This window comes from Methylibium rhizosphaerae, from assembly GCF_006386545.1.
Classification (GTDB): Bacteria; Pseudomonadota; Gammaproteobacteria; order Burkholderiales; family Burkholderiaceae_C; genus Pseudorivibacter; species Pseudorivibacter rhizosphaerae.
The window spans coordinates 12,501-29,769 of record NZ_SWAR01000027.1; the positions used below are offsets into that span (position 1 = coordinate 12,501).

General features: G+C 70.3%; 15 protein-coding genes and 1 pseudogene. 12 read left to right on the forward strand and 4 right to left on the reverse strand.

Features of this window, described 5'->3' with window-relative positions; all coding sequences use genetic code 11:
• Window positions 1-24: 24 nt before the first annotated feature.
• Window positions 25-372 carry an FKBP-type peptidyl-prolyl cis-trans isomerase gene (locus E8D38_RS18485; RefSeq protein WP_140634222.1) on the forward strand — a complete coding sequence of 116 codons (348 nt, stop codon included), beginning with the start codon at window positions 25-27 and terminating at the stop codon, window positions 370-372.
• A gap of 10 nt (window positions 373-382) precedes the next feature.
• Here E8D38_RS18485 and E8D38_RS18490 read toward each other — a convergent pair whose 3' ends face one another.
• Window positions 383-715, reverse strand: coding sequence for an antibiotic biosynthesis monooxygenase (locus E8D38_RS18490; RefSeq protein ID WP_140634224.1), 333 nt, complete (start codon window positions 713-715; stop codon window positions 383-385).
• 74 nt (window positions 716-789) lie between these two features.
• Window positions 790-1,200, reverse strand: coding sequence for a hypothetical protein (locus E8D38_RS18495; protein ID WP_140634226.1), 411 nt, complete (start codon window positions 1,198-1,200; stop codon window positions 790-792).
• 430 nt (window positions 1,201-1,630) lie between these two features.
• Here E8D38_RS18495 and E8D38_RS29425 point away from each other — a divergent pair.
• The 8 genes and pseudogenes from E8D38_RS29425 to E8D38_RS18535 all read left to right on the forward strand — a co-directional run.
• Window positions 1,631-1,903 (forward strand): annotated as a pseudogene (locus tag E8D38_RS29425) (MFS transporter); the annotation flags it as partial.
• Window positions 1,884-2,279 carry a hypothetical protein gene (locus tag E8D38_RS29035; protein WP_246099559.1) on the forward strand — a complete coding sequence of 132 codons (396 nt, stop codon included), beginning with the start codon at window positions 1,884-1,886 and terminating at the stop codon, window positions 2,277-2,279. The pseudogene E8D38_RS29425 and the gene E8D38_RS29035, both read left to right, overlap by 20 nt.
• A 36-nt stretch (window positions 2,280-2,315) precedes the next feature.
• Entirely contained in the window at window positions 2,316-3,125 is an 810-nt protein-coding gene (locus E8D38_RS18510) for a helix-turn-helix domain-containing protein (RefSeq protein ID WP_140634228.1), read from the forward strand.
• A gap of 64 nt (window positions 3,126-3,189) precedes the next feature.
• Window positions 3,190-5,517, forward strand: a complete 2,328-nt coding sequence (locus tag E8D38_RS18515; RefSeq protein WP_140634230.1) for a putative bifunctional diguanylate cyclase/phosphodiesterase — start codon at window positions 3,190-3,192, stop codon at window positions 5,515-5,517.
• A 59-nt stretch (window positions 5,518-5,576) separates the two neighbouring features.
• Entirely contained in the window at window positions 5,577-6,728 is a 1,152-nt protein-coding gene (locus E8D38_RS18520; protein WP_140634232.1) for an extracellular catalytic domain type 1 short-chain-length polyhydroxyalkanoate depolymerase, read from the forward strand.
• Window positions 6,729-6,768: 40 nt separating this feature from the next.
• On the forward strand, window positions 6,769-7,785 hold the full coding sequence (locus tag E8D38_RS18525) for an ABC transporter substrate-binding protein (protein ID WP_181179237.1): 1,017 nt from the start codon (window positions 6,769-6,771) through the stop codon (window positions 7,783-7,785).
• Entirely contained in the window at window positions 7,782-9,812 is a 2,031-nt protein-coding gene (locus E8D38_RS18530) for a diguanylate cyclase domain-containing protein (protein WP_140634236.1), read from the forward strand. Before E8D38_RS18525 ends, E8D38_RS18530 begins: the two co-directional genes overlap by 4 nt.
• A 75-nt stretch (window positions 9,813-9,887) precedes the next feature.
• Entirely contained in the window at window positions 9,888-11,759 is a 1,872-nt protein-coding gene (locus E8D38_RS18535) for an ATP-binding protein (RefSeq protein WP_140634238.1), read from the forward strand.
• Between the two features lie 58 nt (window positions 11,760-11,817).
• Here E8D38_RS18535 and E8D38_RS18540 read toward each other — a convergent pair whose 3' ends face one another.
• Window positions 11,818-12,066, reverse strand: a complete 249-nt coding sequence (locus E8D38_RS18540; protein WP_140634240.1) for a DUF3297 family protein — start codon at window positions 12,064-12,066, stop codon at window positions 11,818-11,820.
• A gap of 134 nt (window positions 12,067-12,200) precedes the next feature.
• On the opposite strand from E8D38_RS18540, the gene E8D38_RS18545 reads away from it, so the two are divergent.
• The 3 genes from E8D38_RS18545 to rarD all read left to right on the forward strand — a co-directional run bounded on the left by E8D38_RS18545 (window position 12,201) and on the right by rarD (window position 15,768).
• Entirely contained in the window at window positions 12,201-13,142 is a 942-nt protein-coding gene (locus tag E8D38_RS18545) for a pseudouridine-5'-phosphate glycosidase (RefSeq protein ID WP_140634242.1), read from the forward strand.
• Window positions 13,143-13,215: 73 nt separating this feature from the next.
• On the forward strand, window positions 13,216-14,775 hold the full coding sequence (locus E8D38_RS29360) for a methyl-accepting chemotaxis protein (protein WP_140634245.1): 1,560 nt from the start codon (window positions 13,216-13,218) through the stop codon (window positions 14,773-14,775).
• A gap of 108 nt (window positions 14,776-14,883) precedes the next feature.
• Entirely contained in the window at window positions 14,884-15,768 is an 885-nt protein-coding gene (gene rarD, locus E8D38_RS18555) for an EamA family transporter RarD (protein WP_140634247.1), read from the forward strand.
• 20 nt (window positions 15,769-15,788) lie between these two features.
• On the opposite strand, the gene E8D38_RS18560 is transcribed toward rarD, so the two are convergent.
• On the reverse strand, window positions 15,789-17,264 hold the full coding sequence (locus tag E8D38_RS18560) for a M48 family metalloprotease (RefSeq protein WP_140634249.1): 1,476 nt from the start codon (window positions 17,262-17,264) through the stop codon (window positions 15,789-15,791).
• Window positions 17,265-17,269 lie beyond the last annotated feature (5 nt).

Consider the following 17,269-nt stretch of genomic DNA (forward strand, 5'->3'; position numbering starts at 1 on the left):
CACCAGTCACTACCAAGAACCACCATGATCACCACCGCATCCGGGCTCCAGTACGAAGACACGAAACAAGGCACCGGCGCCACCGCCCAGGCCGGCCAGCAGGTCACCGTGCACTACACCGGCTGGCTCTACGAAAACGGCCAGGCCGGCGCCAAGTTCGACTCGAGCAAGGACCGCAACGACCCCTTCGAATTCCCCCTGGGCGCCGGCATGGTGATCCGCGGCTGGGACGAAGGCGTGCAGGGCATGCAGGTGGGCGGAACGCGCCGCCTGGTGATCCCGCCGCAGCTCGGCTATGGCGCTCGCGGCGCCGGCGGCGTGATCCCGCCGAACGCCACGCTGCTGTTCGAGGTGGAGCTGCTGGCGGTCTGAGCCCGCCGGCTCAGGCGTTGCGGTAGGCGCCGAAGTCCGCCCGCACGCCGAGCCGCTTCATGAAGGCCGGCGGGTCGAAACCTTCCTGCGCATAGCGCTGCTGCATGACCGCCTTCGCATCGGCGGCCGCCTCGGCGCTGGCCCATTCGACGAGGGTGACCACCCGGGTGTCGCCCCCGTCACCCGGCTGCGCCAGCACGAGGTTCTGCAAGCAGCCTGGCTGCGGATCGAGCGCCTGCTGCACCTGGCGCAGGCGCTCCATGAAGGCTTCGAGCGCTGCGGCCGGTACGTCGAACCTGTCGATGCGGTACAGCGATGCAGTGTTGCGGGCGGCTTGCGACATGTGAGGCTCCTTGAGGGTCGATCGAGGTGGCAGGCAGTCTGCAACCTCAATCAACCTTCAGGTCAAGCCCCCCTTCAGGCCGCCGCCAGCGACGGCGTGCCGCTGCGGCGAAGCCCCATGAACTCGAGCTCGGTCAGCGCCAGCACGACGACGATCTGCACCACGAGGAAGGCCTGGCCAAGGAAGGTGGGCGACGCCCACGAGCCCACGAGCAAGCCCAGGCAGCCGAGCACCCAGCCCACATTGCAGGCGATCACCACCCACACCGCCGCACGCGGCAGCGCCTCGCCCAGCGCCATCAGCAGCAATGCAGCGGCAAAGGGCAGCAGGCCGAGGCCCGCGTAGTGCAGCAGCGGCGCCGGCAGGCCCAGCAGATCGGCGAGCGGCCCCTGCGCCAGCACCATCAGCGCGCCGCAGGCGGCGCCGGTGGCGGCATCCACGGCCAGGGTTCGACGCAGCAGGGTGGAGGGACGGAACATGTTCATGGCAGTCTCCTTGCGATGTGCCGCCCGATCGGGAGGCTTCGCACGCATGATCGGAGGGCGGCTGCACCGCGTCGATTACCTGGCAGGTCATAGACTGCGCCTTCTTCCAACCGGAGCCCCACCGTGCTGCTGAAGGTAGGAGAGCTGGCCCGGCACACCGGGCTCACGGTGCGCACCTGCACCACGACGACAGCATCGGCCTGCTGTGCCCCTCGGCCCGCTCCGAGGCCGGCTACCGCCTCTACGCGCCGCGCTTCGCCGCGGTGCGAGACGCCATGGAGCGCGGCGTGCCGCCCGATTCGCCGCAGATCCAGCCTGTGATCCACCGGTGGATGCGCCTGATGCTGCGCTGGATGAACGGCGACTTCGACCTGATGGCCCCTGAGCGCGGCCCGACTTCCACTGGTGGATGGGCGGCGCATTCATCTCGATGCTGGGCGACCAGTTCACGCTGGTGGCCCTGCCGTGGCTCGTGCTGCGCACGACCGGTGATCCGCTGGTGCTGGGCACCGTGCTGGCGGTCATCAGCGTGCCGCGGGCGCTGCTGCTGCTGGTGGGCGGCGCCCTCGTCGACCGCTACTCGCCCAAGCGCGTGCTGATGCTCACCAAACATGTGAACACCGTGCTGCTGGGTGTGCTGGCCGCGCTGGTGGCCGCGGGCAGCCTGTCGCTGTGGATGGTCTATGCGCTGGCCGCCGGCACCGGCGTGGCCACCGCATCAGCATCCCGGCCGGCACGTCGATGCTGCCGCACGTGGTGCCGCCCAGGCGAGCTGGCAGGCGGCCACGCTGCTGCTGGCCATCGGCCTGCTGGGCGGGTTCATCCAGGTGAGCGTGTTCACCTGGATCCAGCAGCGCGTGCCGCGCCGGTTGCTGGGCCGCGCGATGAGCCTGTTCATGTTCATCTTCATGGGCCTGGCACCGCTGGCGGGCGCGGCCACCGGCTGGCTGCTGCGCGGCGTGTCGGCGGCACAGGTGTTCGGCGGCATGGGCCTGGCGCTGCTGGCCACCGTGCTGCTCGCGCTCGTCGCCTCGCCGATGCCCCGGGTGCGCGACGCCGCGGCGCTACCTCCCACGTAATGGAGGCGCGGCCGGCGCTGCGATATCGTCGCCCGCATGAACCACCCCCACGGCCCCCAACCCGTTGGCGTGATGCTGCGCGAATGGCGCCAGCGCCGCCGCATGAGCCAGCTCGACCTGGCGCTCGAAGCCGACATCTCGACGCGCCACCTGAGCTTCGTCGAGACCGGCCGCTCGCAGCCCAGCCGCGAGATGCTGCTGCACCTGGCCGAGCGTCTGGAGATCCCCTTGCGCGAGCGCAACGTGCTGCTCACCGCGGCCGGCTTCGCCGCCGTGTTCCAGGAGCGGCCGCTGTCGGACCCGGCCATGCAGGCCGCACGCAAGGCCATCGACCTGGTGCTGGCCGCGCACGAGCCCTTTCCGGCCATCGCGATCGACCGCCACTGGAACCTGGTGGCCGCCAACGCGGTGGTGCCGCTGCTGCTCGAAGGCGTGGACGCCTCGCTGCTGGAGCCGCCGGTCAACGTGCTGCGCCTGAGCGTGCACCCCAGGGGGCTGGCGCCGCGGCTGGCCAACCTGGCCCAGTGGCGCGCGCACCTGCTGGCGAGGCTGCACCACCAGGTGCAGCTCACCGCCGACCCGGTGCTGGCCGCCCTGCTCGCCGAGGTGCAGGACTACCCGATGCCGGCCAGCACACCGCCGCCCACCGGCGCCGAGCCGGACTATGCCGGCGTCGTGGTGCCCTTCCAGCTCGTCACGCCCGCGGGCACGCTGTCCTTCCTGGGCACCACCACGCTGTTCGGCACGCCGGTGGAGGTCACGCTGTCCGAGCTGGCCATCGAATCGTTCTTCCCCGCCGACGCGGCCACCGCGGAAGCCTTGCGGCAGCTCGCCGCCGCGCGCTGACAGGGCGCCGCCCCTCAAGTTGCGGCGCGGGGCGCCGATAACCCTGGGATCCTGCGCGATCCCGATGCGTTTGCCCGCCCCGCTCCACCGGCTGCGCCAGCCCAGCCGACTCACCCTGGCCGCCATGACGGCGACCGGGGCGCTGGTGGGCGCCTTGTGGCTGAGCGTCTGGTGGACGCTCAAGTCGGAGTACGAGATGCACGCGCGGCTGGCGCTGGGCCAAGCCGACAACGCCGCGCAACGCCTGGCCGACCGTGCCTCCAAGCTGCTCGACCGGTTCAGGCAGACGCTGCTGTTCAACAAGCACCTGTACGAACGCGACGGTCGCATCGACTTTGCCGGCCTGTCGCGTGCCGGGCTCACCGGCGAGCACCGGCGGACGATCGCCTACCTGATCGGCCCGGACGGCGTGGTGATCGCCGACTCCGACGGCATCGGCCAGGGCCACGACCTGTCGGACCGCGAATACTTCCGCGCCACGCGGGTGGGCTCGGAGCTGCATGTGTCCAGGCCGGTCTATGGCCGCCTCTACAAGCGCTGGATGGTGCCGATGGCCCAGGCGATGCACGACCGGCTGGGGCGCTTTGCCGGCGCGTCGGCAGTGGCCTTCGAGGCCGGCCTGCTGACCGACGGCTTTGCGCTCGGCCAGTACGAAGACACCCTGGTCGCGGTGCTGCGCCCCGACGGCGAATACCTGTCGCGCCGCACGGGCAGCCAGCACAGCGTGGCCGACCACATCGACCCGACGGTGATCCGCCAGTTGGTCGAGCAGCAGCGGCGCGAACTGCGGCCGTCGATCAGTCCCATCGACGGGCGTGCGCGCTTCGGAGCCATCGTGCCGATCGAGGGCTATGGCCTCAACGCCATGGTCGCCCTGTCGCCTTCGAGCGCGCTGGAGGGCTACTACACCTCGCGCACGCAGGTGCTGGTGGCCGCGGTGTTTGCCACGCTGGCCATCATGGCCGGCGCGGCGATGCTGACACGGCAGGCGCACCGCATGGGCGACATCGAGGCCGAGAAGGAACGCGCCCAGCGCAAGCTGGTGCATGAATCCCAGCGGCTGCGCACCAGCCTCTTGTCCGATGCCCTGACCGGCCTGCCCAACCGGGCCGCCTTCGAGGCCCGCCTGGACGCCGTGCTGGACGACGGCCAGCGCCAGGACTTGCAGCATGCGCTGATGTTCATCGACCTCGACCAGTTCAAGGTCGTCAACGACACCTGCGGCCATGCGGCCGGCGACGAGCTGCTCAAGGAGGTCGCTGCGCTGCTCGGGCAGGAGATCCGCAGGCACGACCTGCTCGCCCGCCTGGGCGGCGACGAGTTCGGCGTGCTGCTCGAAGGCTGCCCGCGCGAACCGGCGCTGCGCGTCGCCGAGTCGATGCGCCGGCGCATCGCCGAGTTCCGCTTCCTGTGGAACAACCGGCCGTTCCAGCCCGGCATCAGCATCGGCGTGGTGCCCTTCGCGGTGGGCGAACACAGCCGCACCGAGCTGCTGCGCCTGGCCGATTCGGCCTGCTACGTGGCCAAGGAGGCCGGTCGCAACCGGGTGCATGTGTACGACGAGACCGACACCGCGGTGGCCAGCCGCTGTGACGAGCTCGACTGGGTGTCACGCCTGCAGCGCGCACTGGCCGAGGACCTGTTCGAACTGCACGGCCAGCGGATCCTGCCGATCCAGCCCGACGGCGACCATGACGTCGAGCATGTGGAGATCCTGATCCGCCTGCGCGGCGACGACGGTCGCATCGTGTCGCCGATGGCGTTCATTCCCGCTGCCGAACGCTACGGCCTCATGCCCGCCATCGACCGCTGGGTGATCCGCCAGGCGCTGGCGGCGCATGCGGCATACGAGCGCCACAGCGGGCGCGCCGCGCGCTTCTCGATCAACCTGTCGGGTGCCACGCTCGCCGACCCGGCATTGCTCGACTTCGTGAGGGAGCAGCTCGCGGTGCAGGGCGTGGCACCAGGCATGGTGTGCTTCGAGATCACCGAGACGGCCGCCATCGACAGCCTCGATGCGGCGGCCGACCTGGTCGGCCGCCTGCGTGGGCTGGGTTGCCGCATCGCGCTCGACGACTTCGGTTGCGGCATGTCGTCGTTCGCCTATCTCAAGCGCCTGCCGGTGGACTGCGTGAAGATCGACGGCGGCTTCGTGAAGGACATGCTCAGCGAACCGGTGGACTATGCGATGGTGGAGGCGATCCACCACATCGCCCGCCGCATGGGCCTGCGCACCGTGGCCGAGTTCGTGGAAGACCAGGCCACCGCCGACGCCTTGCGCCGGCTCGGCGTGGACTATGTGCAGGGCTATGGCGTCCACCGCCCCGCGCCGCTGCTGGCCGAACGGGCCGCACCGGCCGCTCGCGGCGAACCCCAGCGCGAAGCCGCGTAACAGTCTGTCGAACCTCGGGCCCCCGGGTCCCGATACCATCCTCCGCAACCCGGAGGACCATGAGGCCGACACTTCAACAGCTCAGGCAGCGGGCGCAGTCGCTGCTGCGCCGCATCGTCGAGGCCGCGCACCGCCTGCTCGAAGCGCTGCGTGCGCGGCTGCCTTGGGGGCAGCCGCCTCAGGAGCCGCAGGCCACGGCCGCCCCGCCCGTCGAACCGCCGCCACAAGCGCCGCGCGAGCTGCCGCCGCCCGAACCGCCGCCGCGAGGCCAGGGCCGCTTCGATGCCGGCTACTTCAGCCACCGCGAGGGCGACCGGCACTACCGGCTGTTCGTGCCGCCCGCCATGCCGGAGCGCACGCTGCACCCCTTGCTCGTGATGTTGCATGGCTGCAAGCAGCACGCCGAGGACTTTGCCGCCGGCACCCAGATGAACGCGCTGGCCCGGGACCTCGGCCTCTACGTGCTCTATCCGGAGCAGCCCCGTTCGGCCAACATGCTGCGCTGCTGGAACTGGTTCAAGCGCCGGCACCAGCAACGCGACAGCGGCGAGCCGGCGGTGCTGGCCGACCTGACCCGCGAGGTGATGGCCGAGCACCCCATCGACCGGCGGCGCGTCTATGTGGCCGGGCTGTCGGCCGGTGGCGCCATGGCCGCCATCCTGGGCCATGCCTACCCCGACCTGTTCGCAGCCGTCGGCGTGCACTCGGGCGTGCCGCGCGGCGCAGCCCATGACGTCGCCTCCGCCGTATCCGCCATGAAGGACGCCGGCGCGAGCGACCATCCGTGGGCCCACGAAAGCTTCCGGCACGGCGGCCGGCCGGCCGCCGGGGAGGCGCCGCTGCCACGGGTGCCCACCATCGTGTTCCACGGCGACCTCGACACCACGGTGCACCCGCGCAACGCCGAGCTCGTGCTGCAGGCCGCGCTCGCAGGCGGCGACGCCACCGTCTCGCCCCTGGCAGCCACCGAAACCGGCCTCTCGGCGCATGGCCTGCGCTACACGCGCACCGTCTATCGCGTCGCCGGCGATGGCCCGGCCCTGGCCGAACACTGGCTGGTCCACGGCGTGGGCCATGCCTGGTCGGGCGGCCATGCGACGGGATCCTTCACCGGCCCCAGCGGACCCGACGCCAGCCGCGAGATGTGGCGCTTCTTCGAGGCACACACATTGCCGAGCACGGCTCTCGCCGAGGTCGCCGAGACCGCCTGATTCAAGCCCCCTTGCCGCCTTGCCGAAATTCGAGGAATCCATGCCTGGACGCAACGCCCTGACGCCTTGGCTGCCGGCACTGCTCGGCCGGCTGCGCCTCTGGCTCGGGCTGGCCGCGTTGCTGGTGGGCGCCGCGGCGGCCGGCGCGCCGCCGAAGGAGCTGACCATCGCGGTGGCGAACACACCGCTGTCGCTGCCGCTGTTCGTGGCCGACAGCCAGGGCTACTTCGCCGACGAAGGACTGAAGCCCCGGCTGCAGGAATGCGTGGGGGGCTTCCGCTGCATGCAGCTCATGTTCGCCGGCGAAGCCGACCTCGCCACGGCCGCCGACGCGCCCATCATGTTCAACAGCTTCGACCGTGCCGACTTCGCCGTGCTGGGCACCTTCGTCGTTGCACATGACGACACCAAGCTGATCGCACGCAAGAGTGCAGGCATCACCAAGCCGCAGCACCTGACCGGCAAGCGGGTCGGCGCAGTGCTGCGCTCGTCCAGCCATTACTTCGTCGATGCCTACCTCCTGATGAACGGGGTCGAGCCGAAGTCGGTCACGGCGCTGGACCTCGCGCCAGGAGCGCTGGTGGGGGCGCTGGCCTCGGGCCAGGTGGATGCGATCGCCGTCTGGGAGCCGCAGGGCTGGCAGGCCATGCACCGCCTCAAGGACGACGCCACGCTGCTGCCCAGCCGGGGCGTCTACAACGAAACCTTCAACCTCGTCGCCTCGCACCGTGTCATCGGTACGCGCGACGCCGAGCTTGCCAAGGTGCTGCGTGCCATCGAGCGGGCCACGCGCTTCATCCGCGCTCGGCCCGCCGAAGCCCAGGCCCTGCTGCGTGCCAGGCTCAAGCTGGACCAGGACACCGTCGACTGGCTGTGGCAAGGCATGCGCTTCCGCCTGTCGCTCGACCAGGGCCTGCTGCGCACGCTGGAATCCGAGGCGCGCTGGGCCCTGCGCGAGGGCCATGTCCCGCAGGGCAAGGTGCCCAATTTCCTCAAGTACGTGCACACCGCTCCGCTGCGCGCGGTCAACGAGTCCGCCGTCGGCCTGCCCCAATGAAGATTCGCACGCAGCTGCTCGCCTCCGTCGCCGCTTCGCTGGCCCTGGCCCTCGTGGTGGCCGCCGGCGTGTGGGTCAGCGCCCGCCAGCAGATCGCCGCAGCCGACGAACAGGAGCGCGCGCAGACCACGGCGCGCGAGATCACCGGCCTGCTGGTGCTCACGCAGGAATACGCGCTGCATCTCGAGGAGCGCGCGGCGATGCAGTGGCAGGTGCGGCATGCGTCCTTGATGGGCGGGCTCGATGCACCCGCCGCGTTCGGCGCCGATGCCATCGGTGAGCTGCAATACCAGGCCAGCCAGCTGCCGCCGCTGTTCGCCCGCCTCACCGACCTGGCGAATGCGCCGGAGATCCCGTTCACCGACCGCCGCAAGGAGCTGCTGGTGGACCGGCTCGTGGGGGGCATCCAGGGCATGTCGGACAGCGCCTATCGCTGGTCGCGCGAGGCGGCGCAGGCGCAGCGAGCGGCCGAGCGGCGCTTCCACGTCGCCGCATCGGCCGCCATCGCCGCCACCGTGCTGCTCGCGGTGGCCCAGGGGCTGTTCTTCACGCGCCGCGTGCTGAGGCCGTTGCGCGCGCTCGAGCGCGCCACCGAATCCATCGAGCAAGGCGACCTGTCCGCCCGCCAGCAGTGGCTGCCGCGGCGCGACGAGCTGGGCGACCTGGCGCGCCGCTTCGACGCCATGACCGACGCCCTGCGCCAGCGCACCGAGCAGCTCGAAGCCACCAACGCCTCGCTCGACCGCGAAGCCGAGCTGCGGCGCCTGTCCGAGCAGCGCATCCGCAGCATCCTCACCCATGCGCCCGACGCCTTCATCAGCATCGACAGCCAGGGGCACATCCGCGACTGGAACGGTCAGGCGGAGCAGACCTTCGGCTGGACGCGCGACGAGGCGCTGGGGCGCGACCTCGCGGCCCTGCTGATCCCCGAGCGCTACCGCGAGAGGCACCTGGCGGGCATGGGCCGCTTCGCCGCCTCCGGCGAAGGGGTGGTGTTCAACCAGCGCATCGAGATGCAGGCGCTGCGCAAGGATGGCAGCGAGATTCCGATCGAGATGTCGATCGCTGCGCTCGAAACCGATGCCGGCTGGACCGCCAACGCCTTCCTGCACGACATCTCCGAGCGCAAGCGGGTGCGCGAGCAGATCCAGACCAGCGAAAGGCGGCTGCGCGACATCACCGACAACCTGCCGGTGCTCATCTCCTACATCGACGAGCAGCAGCGTTTCCGCTTCTGCAACGGCACCTTCATCGACTGGCTGGGCGTCGAGCCCACCGAGATGCTCGGACGCACGGTGCTGGAAGTGACGGGGCGGGAGCTGTACGAGCAGCGGCGCGAACTGATCGAGCGGGCGCTGGCCGGCGAACGCGTTTCGTTCGAGCTCGCATCCACCGCGATGGGCCGCACCCGCCATCTGCAGACCACCTACGTGCCCGACGTCCGATTCGACGGCACGGTGGCCGGCATCTACACGCTGTCCACCGACATCTCCGACCTGAAGGCGGTGCAGCAGCAGCTCAGCCAGATGGCGCGCTTCGACACGCTCACCGGGCTGGCCAACCGGCGCCAGCTCAACGAGAAGCTGCCCGAGGCCGTGGCGCGAGCACGCCGCTCCGGCGAGGCGATCGCGCTCATGTACCTCGACGTGGACCGCTTCAAGGCCATCAACGACAACTACGGCCACGCCACCGGCGATGCGGTGCTGCAGGAGTTCGCGCGACGCGTCCGCTCCAGCGTGCGGGTCACCGACATCGTCGGCCGTCTCGCAGGCGACGAGTTCGTGGTGGTGCTCGAGGGGCTGCATGCCGCGGCCGAGCCGCAGTTCGTGGCGCGCAAGATCATCGCCGCGATCGAGCGGCCGTTCGAGCTGGCCAGCGGCCTGGTGCTGCAGGTGAGCACGAGCGTCGGCATCGCCTTCGCCGCCGACGCACGGCTTGCGCCCGAGGCGCTGCTGGCCCGTGCCGACGCGGCGCTCTATGAAGCCAAGGCGGCCGGTCGCAACACCTTCCGGCTCGCCACCGTCTGAGGCCGCGGGCATGCTCCGTGCTGCCGCCCCCTCTGTATAGGCGTACCATCGCGCAAACTTCGCGAGGGCGTTCTCGTGAACGTGCCCGAGGCCCACCCCTTCGAGTCCAGCTTCACGCTCGACGCCGCGCTCCTGGCGAGGCAAAAGGCCGACAACGCCCGGCGCCTGTACACCGCGCAGGTTCCGGCGGTGCGCATGGTCGGCTTCCTGATCATCTGCGTGATTGCGCTGCTGCAGCACGTGCGCGGGCAGACCGTGCTCGCCCCGGCGCAGCTGGCGCTGTTCGTGGGCGGCAACCTGCTCTACGCGGTGCTGGCCTGGGCGGTGCTGCGCCATGGATACGACCGCTTCAGGGGCGTGGACCTGAGCCTGCTGCTGTTCCATGCCGACGTGCTGGTGTGGCTGCCCAGCCTCTACCTATTCGAGCAGGCAAACCTCTTCTTCGCCTTCTTCCTGCTGGTGCGCGTGGCCGACCAGGTGGGCTTCGGTTTCCGGCGCGCGCTGTACTTCAGCCATGTGGTGTCGCTGGCCTACGTGGCCTACTCGCTGTGGATGCCGCGCCACCCGGCTGGCGCGACGCTGGCCGACCGCCTCACGATCGCCGCCACGATGTACATGCTGGGCGGCTACCTCGCCGTCACCGGCCTCGTGATCGAGCGGCTGCGCGATCGCCTGCGCACCGCCGTGCATGCGGCACGCGACCTGGTGGTGCGGCTCGAGCACGAGACCCGCACCCTCGAGGCTCAGGCGGTGGAGCTCGACCTGGCCCGCCATCAGGCCGAACAGGCCAGCCAGGCCAAGTCACAGTTCCTGGCAGTGGTGAGCCATGAGATCCGCACCCCGATGAACGGCATCCTCGGCACCACCGAGCTGCTGCTCGGCTCCGCACTTTCCGCCGAGCAGCGGCGCTATGCCAAGGCGGCGCACCGCTCGGCCATGGTCCTGCTCGCACTGATCGACGACGTGCTCGACCTGTCGCGCATCGAGGCCCGCAAGCTGGTGCTGCACCCCACCAGCGTGGATCTGCGCGCGCTCGCCAGCGAGGCGGTGGAGCTGATGAGGGTGGCCGCGCACGAGAAGCCGGTCACCCTCGCCTGCAACCTGCCGGCGCAACTGCCGGCCTACGTGGAGTGCGACCCGATACGCCTGCGGCAGCTGCTGGTGAACCTGCTGCACAACGCGGTGAAGTTCACCGAGCGCGGCAGCGTTTCGCTCGACATTTCGCTGCTGGCTGAAAGCGTTCGCAGCGTGCGCCTGCGTTTTGCGGTCACCGACACCGGCATCGGCATCGCGCCCGATCAGCTCCAGTTGGTGTTCGAGTCGTTCACGCAGGCCGACAACTCCAGCACCCGCCGCTATGGCGGCTCGGGCCTGGGGCTCGCCATCGTGAAGCACCTCGTCGAGCTGATGCGCGGCCAGGTCGGCGTGAGCAGCAAGCCGGGCGAAGGCTCGAGGTTCTGGTTCGACCTCACCCTGCCCAAGGCCGCCGCCCCTGCCGCGCCGGCCCAACCGCTTGCAGGCGCGGACGGGCACGATCCGCACCACAAGCTGGCGGCGCGGGTGCTGCTCGTGGAAGACGACCCGGTCAACCAGCTGGTGGTGGAGAACATGCTGGTCAAGCTCGGCTGCACGGTCGACATGGCGGGCGACGGCAGGGTCGCATGCGAAGCTGCGGCGGCCGCGCACCACGACCTGATCCTGATGGACCTGCACATGCCCGGCATGGACGGCTACGAGGCCACCCGCCGCATCCGTGCACAAGAGGAAGCCCGCGGCACCTACACGCCGATCGTGGCGCTGACCGCCGATGCGCTGGCAGGCGACCGTGAACGCTGCATCGAAGCCGGCATGGACGACTTCGTCACCAAGCCGATCAGCACGGCAATGCTGGCAGCCGTCGTGGAGCGCTGGACGGGACACGGCACGCCGTCCCCCACCCGCTGGTAGTTTGAATGGTGACTGGTGACTGGTGATTCACGAGTCACTGATCACCGGTCACTGGTCACTACCGATAGAACGCCTCGACCTTGCCCTTGAGGGTGATGAGCAGCGGCTGGCCGCGGCGGTCCTTGGTCTTGCCGGAGGGGACCTTCACCCAGCCTTCGCTGACGCAGTACTCCTCCACGTCGAAACGCTCCTTGCCGTTGAGGCGGATGCCGATGTCGTGCTCGAACGCGGCGGCCACATGGTGGGGGCTGCGCGGGTCGGTCGAGAGGCGGTCGGGCAACGCGGGCTTCTGGGCCGGTTCGGTCATGGGTCTGCTTTCTTTCGGGTCAACGGTCGTGCCGGGTCGGGCATTTTCGCGGATTTGCTCTCCAATACCGCATGCGCCGGCATCCGGCATCCGGCATCCGGCATCCGGCATCCGGCATCCGGCACGGAGGACACATGGCACACACGCTGCTCGACATCCAACCCGACGTGGCCGCCGCGCTGGCCGAAGGCCGGCCGGTGGTGGCGCTGGAGTCGACCATCATCTCGCACGGCATGCCGTGGCCGCGCAATGTCGAGACGGCACTGGCGGTCGAGGCCGAAGTGCGGGCCCACGGCGCCACCCCGGCCACCATCGCGGTGATCGACGGCCGCCTGAAGGCCGGGCTGGCACGCGAGCAGATCGAACGGCTGGGCCGTGACGGCCAGGCAGTGGCCAAGCTCAGCCGGCGCGACCTGCCGGTGGCCGTGGCCGGCGGCGGGACCGGCGCCACCACGGTCGCGGCGACGATGATCGTGGCGGCGCTGGCCGGCATCCGCGTGTTCGCCACCGGCGGCATCGGCGGCGTGCACCGCGGCGCCGAAACCAGCTTCGACATCTCGGCCGACCTGCAGGAGCTCGCCCGCACGCCGGTGGCGGTGGTGTGTGCCGGCGCCAAGTCCATCCTGGACCTGCGGCTCACGCTCGAGTACCTGGAAACGCACGGCGTGCCGGTGATCGGCTATCGCACCGACCGTCTGCCGGCCTTCTTCTGTCGCGACAGCGACTTCGGCGTCGACGTGCGGCTGGACGAGGCCGCCGCGATCGCGCGGGTGATGCAGGCGAAATGGTCCCTGGGCCTGGGCGGCGGGCTGGTGGTGGCCAACCCGGTGCCACAGGCCCACGCCCTGCCGCGCGAGACCGTGGACGCCGCCATCGACCAGGCGCTGGCCGACGCACAGGCACAAGGCCTCGCCGGCAAGGCGGTCACGCCCTTCCTGCTGGCGCGGGTGAACGACCTGACCGGCGGCGACAGCCTGGCCGGCAACATCGAGCTGGTGCGGAACAACGCCCGGCTTGCGGCCGCGGTGGCGGCGGCCTACGCAGAGCTCGCCGCGCCGATGGCGAGCCCCTGGTAAAAACCCTAAAGGCTGGTGCGGAGCAGCCGATAAGGGGGCGAGTTCACCGTTTGCGTACAAGGACCCGCTCTCCATGCTTCGCCAGTTCAAGCTTCGCACCCGCCTGCTGGGCGGCTTCTCGACACTGCTGCTGATGTGCGGCGTACTGCTCTCCGTGGCGGCCTTCGGCCTCGTGGTCGCACACAAGGGCCTCGACGGCATCGTCAACAGGCTGATTCCCGTGAGCAACATCACGGTGGCCGCCCGCACCGGGCTGCTCGACAGCCGTGCGCAGACGGCACGCATGGTGGCATCGATCTTCGACCGCGCCGAGATCACCAAGTCGCGCGCCGATTGGGACGCCGCCCAGAAGGTGCTCGACCAAGCGATGGACGACTTCGACCGCGCCACCGACCAGAAGGAACACAAGGACAGGCTGCAGACCTTCCGCGGCCACGTGAGCACGTATCGCCAGGCGGTGCTGCCGGTCGCCGCGAAGCTGGCCGAGGACGGCTATGCCGATGCGCAGGAAGCGATGCAGGCCATGCGTGCGTCCGACCCCAGCGCCCAGGCCATGCTGGCCATGCTGGCCGACATAGAAGGCAACCTGAGCAAGGGCAGCCAGAAGGTGTTCGCCCAGGTCCAGGGCATGGTGTCCTCGGCCATCACCTCGCTGGCCGTCGGCTTCGTCGTGTTCGCGGTGCTCGGCATCGCGCTGGCCTGGCGCCTGTCGCGTTCGATCAGCCTGCCGCTTGACGAGGCCCGCGTGCTGGCCGACAGCATCGCCGCCGGCGACCTGCGGGCCAGCCCGCCGGTGGAAGGCCGTGACGAGGCCGCCGAGATGATGCGCTCGCTCGTGGCCATGCGCGCCTCGCTCGCCAGCATCGTGGGCAACGTGCGCTCCAGCGCCGACAGCATCCAGGTCGCCAGCACCGAGGTGGCCACCGGCAACATGGACCTGTCGTCGCGCACCGAGCAGGCTGCGAGCAACCTGCAGCAGACGGCGGCCTCGATGGAGCAGCTCACCGGCACGCTGCAGCACAGCGCCGAATCGGCCGGCAACGCCAACCAGCTCGCCTCGTCGGCGGCGCAGATCGCCATCCGGGGCGGCGAGGTGGTCGACAAGGTGGTCTCGACGATGGACGAGATTTCCGCGAGCTCGAAGAAGATCGCCGACATCATCGGCGTGATCGACGGCATCGCCTTCCAGACCAACATCCTGGCGCTCAATGCCGCGGTGGAAGCGGCGCGTGCCGGGGAACAAGGCCGCGGTTTCGCGGTGGTGGCCGGCGAGGTGCGCTCGCTGGCCCAGCGCTCGTCGGAAGCCGCCAAGGAGATCCGCGGACTCATCGGCAGCAGCGTCGACCGGGTCGAGGCCGGCACGCAGCTCGTGCGGGATGCGGGCACCACGATGAACGACATCGTGGCCAGCGTGCAGCGGGTGACCGACATCATCGGCGAGATCACCGCCGCGGCCACGCAGCAGAGCGCCGGCATCCAGCAGGTCAACGCCGCGGTGGGCCAGCTCGACCAGATGACGCAGCAGAACGCTGCACTGGTCGAACAGAGCGCCGCCGCCGCCGACAGCCTGAAGGACCAGGCGGTGAAGCTGGCCGGCGTGGTGTCGACCTTCAGGCTGGCCGAGGCGGGCTGAGGACGCCCAAGACCCCGCGCGGGCAGCGTGCCTGCGCTTTGCCGACAATCCGCGCCTCCCTCACCTCGCTGCCGGGCGCTCCGACTGCCCGCAACGCCTTGCCTGACCATGCGCCGCGGAATCGTCTACGCCGCCCTCGCCTACATCTGCTGGGGCCTGTTTCCTCTGTACTTCAAGGCGCTGCAGGGCGTGGCGCCGCTCGAGGTGCTGGCGCATCGCGTGCTGTGGTCGCTGGTGTTCGTGGCGCTCGTGCTGCTGGTGCAGAGGCACTGGAGCTGGCTGGGCAAGGTGTGGCGAGAGCCGCGGCTCGCGCGGCCGTTCGTGGCCAGCGCCACCGTCATCGCGCTCAACTGGTTCGTCTACATCTGGGCGGTCGTCAACGGCCACGTGGTCGAGGCGAGCCTCGGCTACTTCATCAACCCGCTGGTCAACGTGCTTGTGGGCTACCTGGTGCTGAAGGAAAGGCTGCGCCCAGGCCAATGGGCCGCCGTCGCCCTGGCCGGGCTGGGCGTGCTGTGGCTCACCGTGCTGGCCGGCAAGCTGCCGTGGATCGCGCTCGTGCTGGCCTTCAGCTTCGCCACCTACGGCCTGTTGCGCAAGACGGCGCGGCTCGGCGCGCTCGAAGGCCTGGCGCTCGAGAGTTCGGTGCTGGCGCCGTTTGCGCTGGCCGGCCTGCTGTGGGCCGCCTCGCAGGGCCAGGCGAGCTTTCCGGTCGCTGATGCCGGCACCCAGTGGCTGCTGGTGGCGGCCGGCCCCATCACCGCCATTCCGCTGCTGCTGTTCGCGGCCGGCGCGCGGCGCATCCCGTTTTCGCTGCTCGGCCTGCTGCAGTACTTCGGCCCCACGCTGCAACTGCTGATCGGCGTGTGGGTGTTCGACGAATCCTTCGAGCCGGCGCGCGCCGCCGGCTTCGCCGCCATCTGGCTGGCGCTGCTGGTCTACAGCGCCGAAGGCTGGTGGCAGGGGCGCCGCAGCTCGGCGGCGCCCGCCTAGGGCGGCAGAGAGAGCGCGCCCTACTGCTCCGCCACCACCTTCACCAGCTGGCCGGGCTTCGGCTCGCCGCCGGCATAGAAGCCGTTGAGCAGCCGCAGCTGCTGCTCGGCATAGGTGGACAGCGGCGACTGCTTCGCCAGCTCGGCGAAGCCGCCGCGCGGATAGGCCACGGTGCGCACCACCCACGGGCGGGCCGCCTTGCGGTCGGCGGCGGTCAACGCCCGGAACGATGCCTCGGCCTCCTTGAGCTGCGGCATGGCGCGGTCCAGGCTGGGCGCGTCCTTCGCGGCATAGCGCAGCAGGTAGTGGCGGTCCTGCGGCCCGGTGGCCACCGTCACCACCACGCCCTGTGACTGGCCGCGTTCGTTCTTGCGCGTGCCGGCGAAGTGCGTGGCGGCGAGGCCGTTGAGGCTGCGCATTTCGGTGCGGCCTTGTTCCGGCTTCACCAGGTTGCGCAGGATCTCCTCGTGGGTGCTGCCGGCCTTGGGCGGCACCGCCTGCATCACGAGCCCGGCGGTGCCCTCGCCGTTCACGAGCGCCACCGCCTCGGCGGTGTTCTGGATCTTCCAGCCCACCGGCGCGGTGAGCGCGATGCCCAGCGGCTCGTGATAGAAGTTGCGCCCGCGGGTGACGCCCTGCTCGCGGCTTTCGCCGAAGCTCATGCCGTTGACCGCCTGCAGGAACCGGGTGCGGCCCTCCTCGCTGTAGTCGCCCTTGTATTGCGAGGCGATCTGCGTGATGTCGCGCAGGCGCTGGTCATTGCTGGGGTGCGAGGCCAGCCAGTTGTGCTGGGCCGGCACGGACCTGCCTTCGGCCTTGGCCTGGTCGGCTGCGAAGGCCTCCTGGTTCTTCAGCAGCTGGATCACGTCGACCATGTTCTGCGGGTTGTAGTGCACCCGCGAGAGGTACTCGGCCCCCAGCTTGTCGGCCTGCAGCTCCTGCTCGCGGCTGTACGAGGCGATGTAGCCGGCCGCCACGCTCTGCGACACCTGCGATGCGATGTCGCCCACGCCGAGCACCGCGCCCAGCACCGTGGCCGCCAGCACGCCGATGCCGGCGGTCTGCTGCCGCGTGGCGCGCTGCGCGCCGTGGCGGGCGGTGACATGGCCGATCTCGTGGCCCAGCACGCCGGCGAGGTCGGCCTCGCTGTCCATGTAGGCCATGATCCCGCGGGTGATGTAGACGTAGCCGCCGGGCAGGGCAAAGGCGTTGATCTCGGTGCTGTCGAGCACCGTGAAGTGCCACTCGAGCTGGCTGCGGTGCGACTGCTTCGCCAGGCGCTGGCCCACGTCGTTGACGTAGGCCTGGAGCCTGGCGTCCTGGTAGGCCCCGTACTCGGCCAGCACCTCCTCGTGCGCCTTCCTGCCCTGGGCGACTTCGTCGCTTTCGTTCATCACCGAGCGCTCGCGCTCTCCGGTGACGGGGTTCTCGACGGTGGCGCAGCCGGCCAGCAGCACGGCAGCCGCCAGCGACACGCACGCCACGAACTTGCGCATGGTCG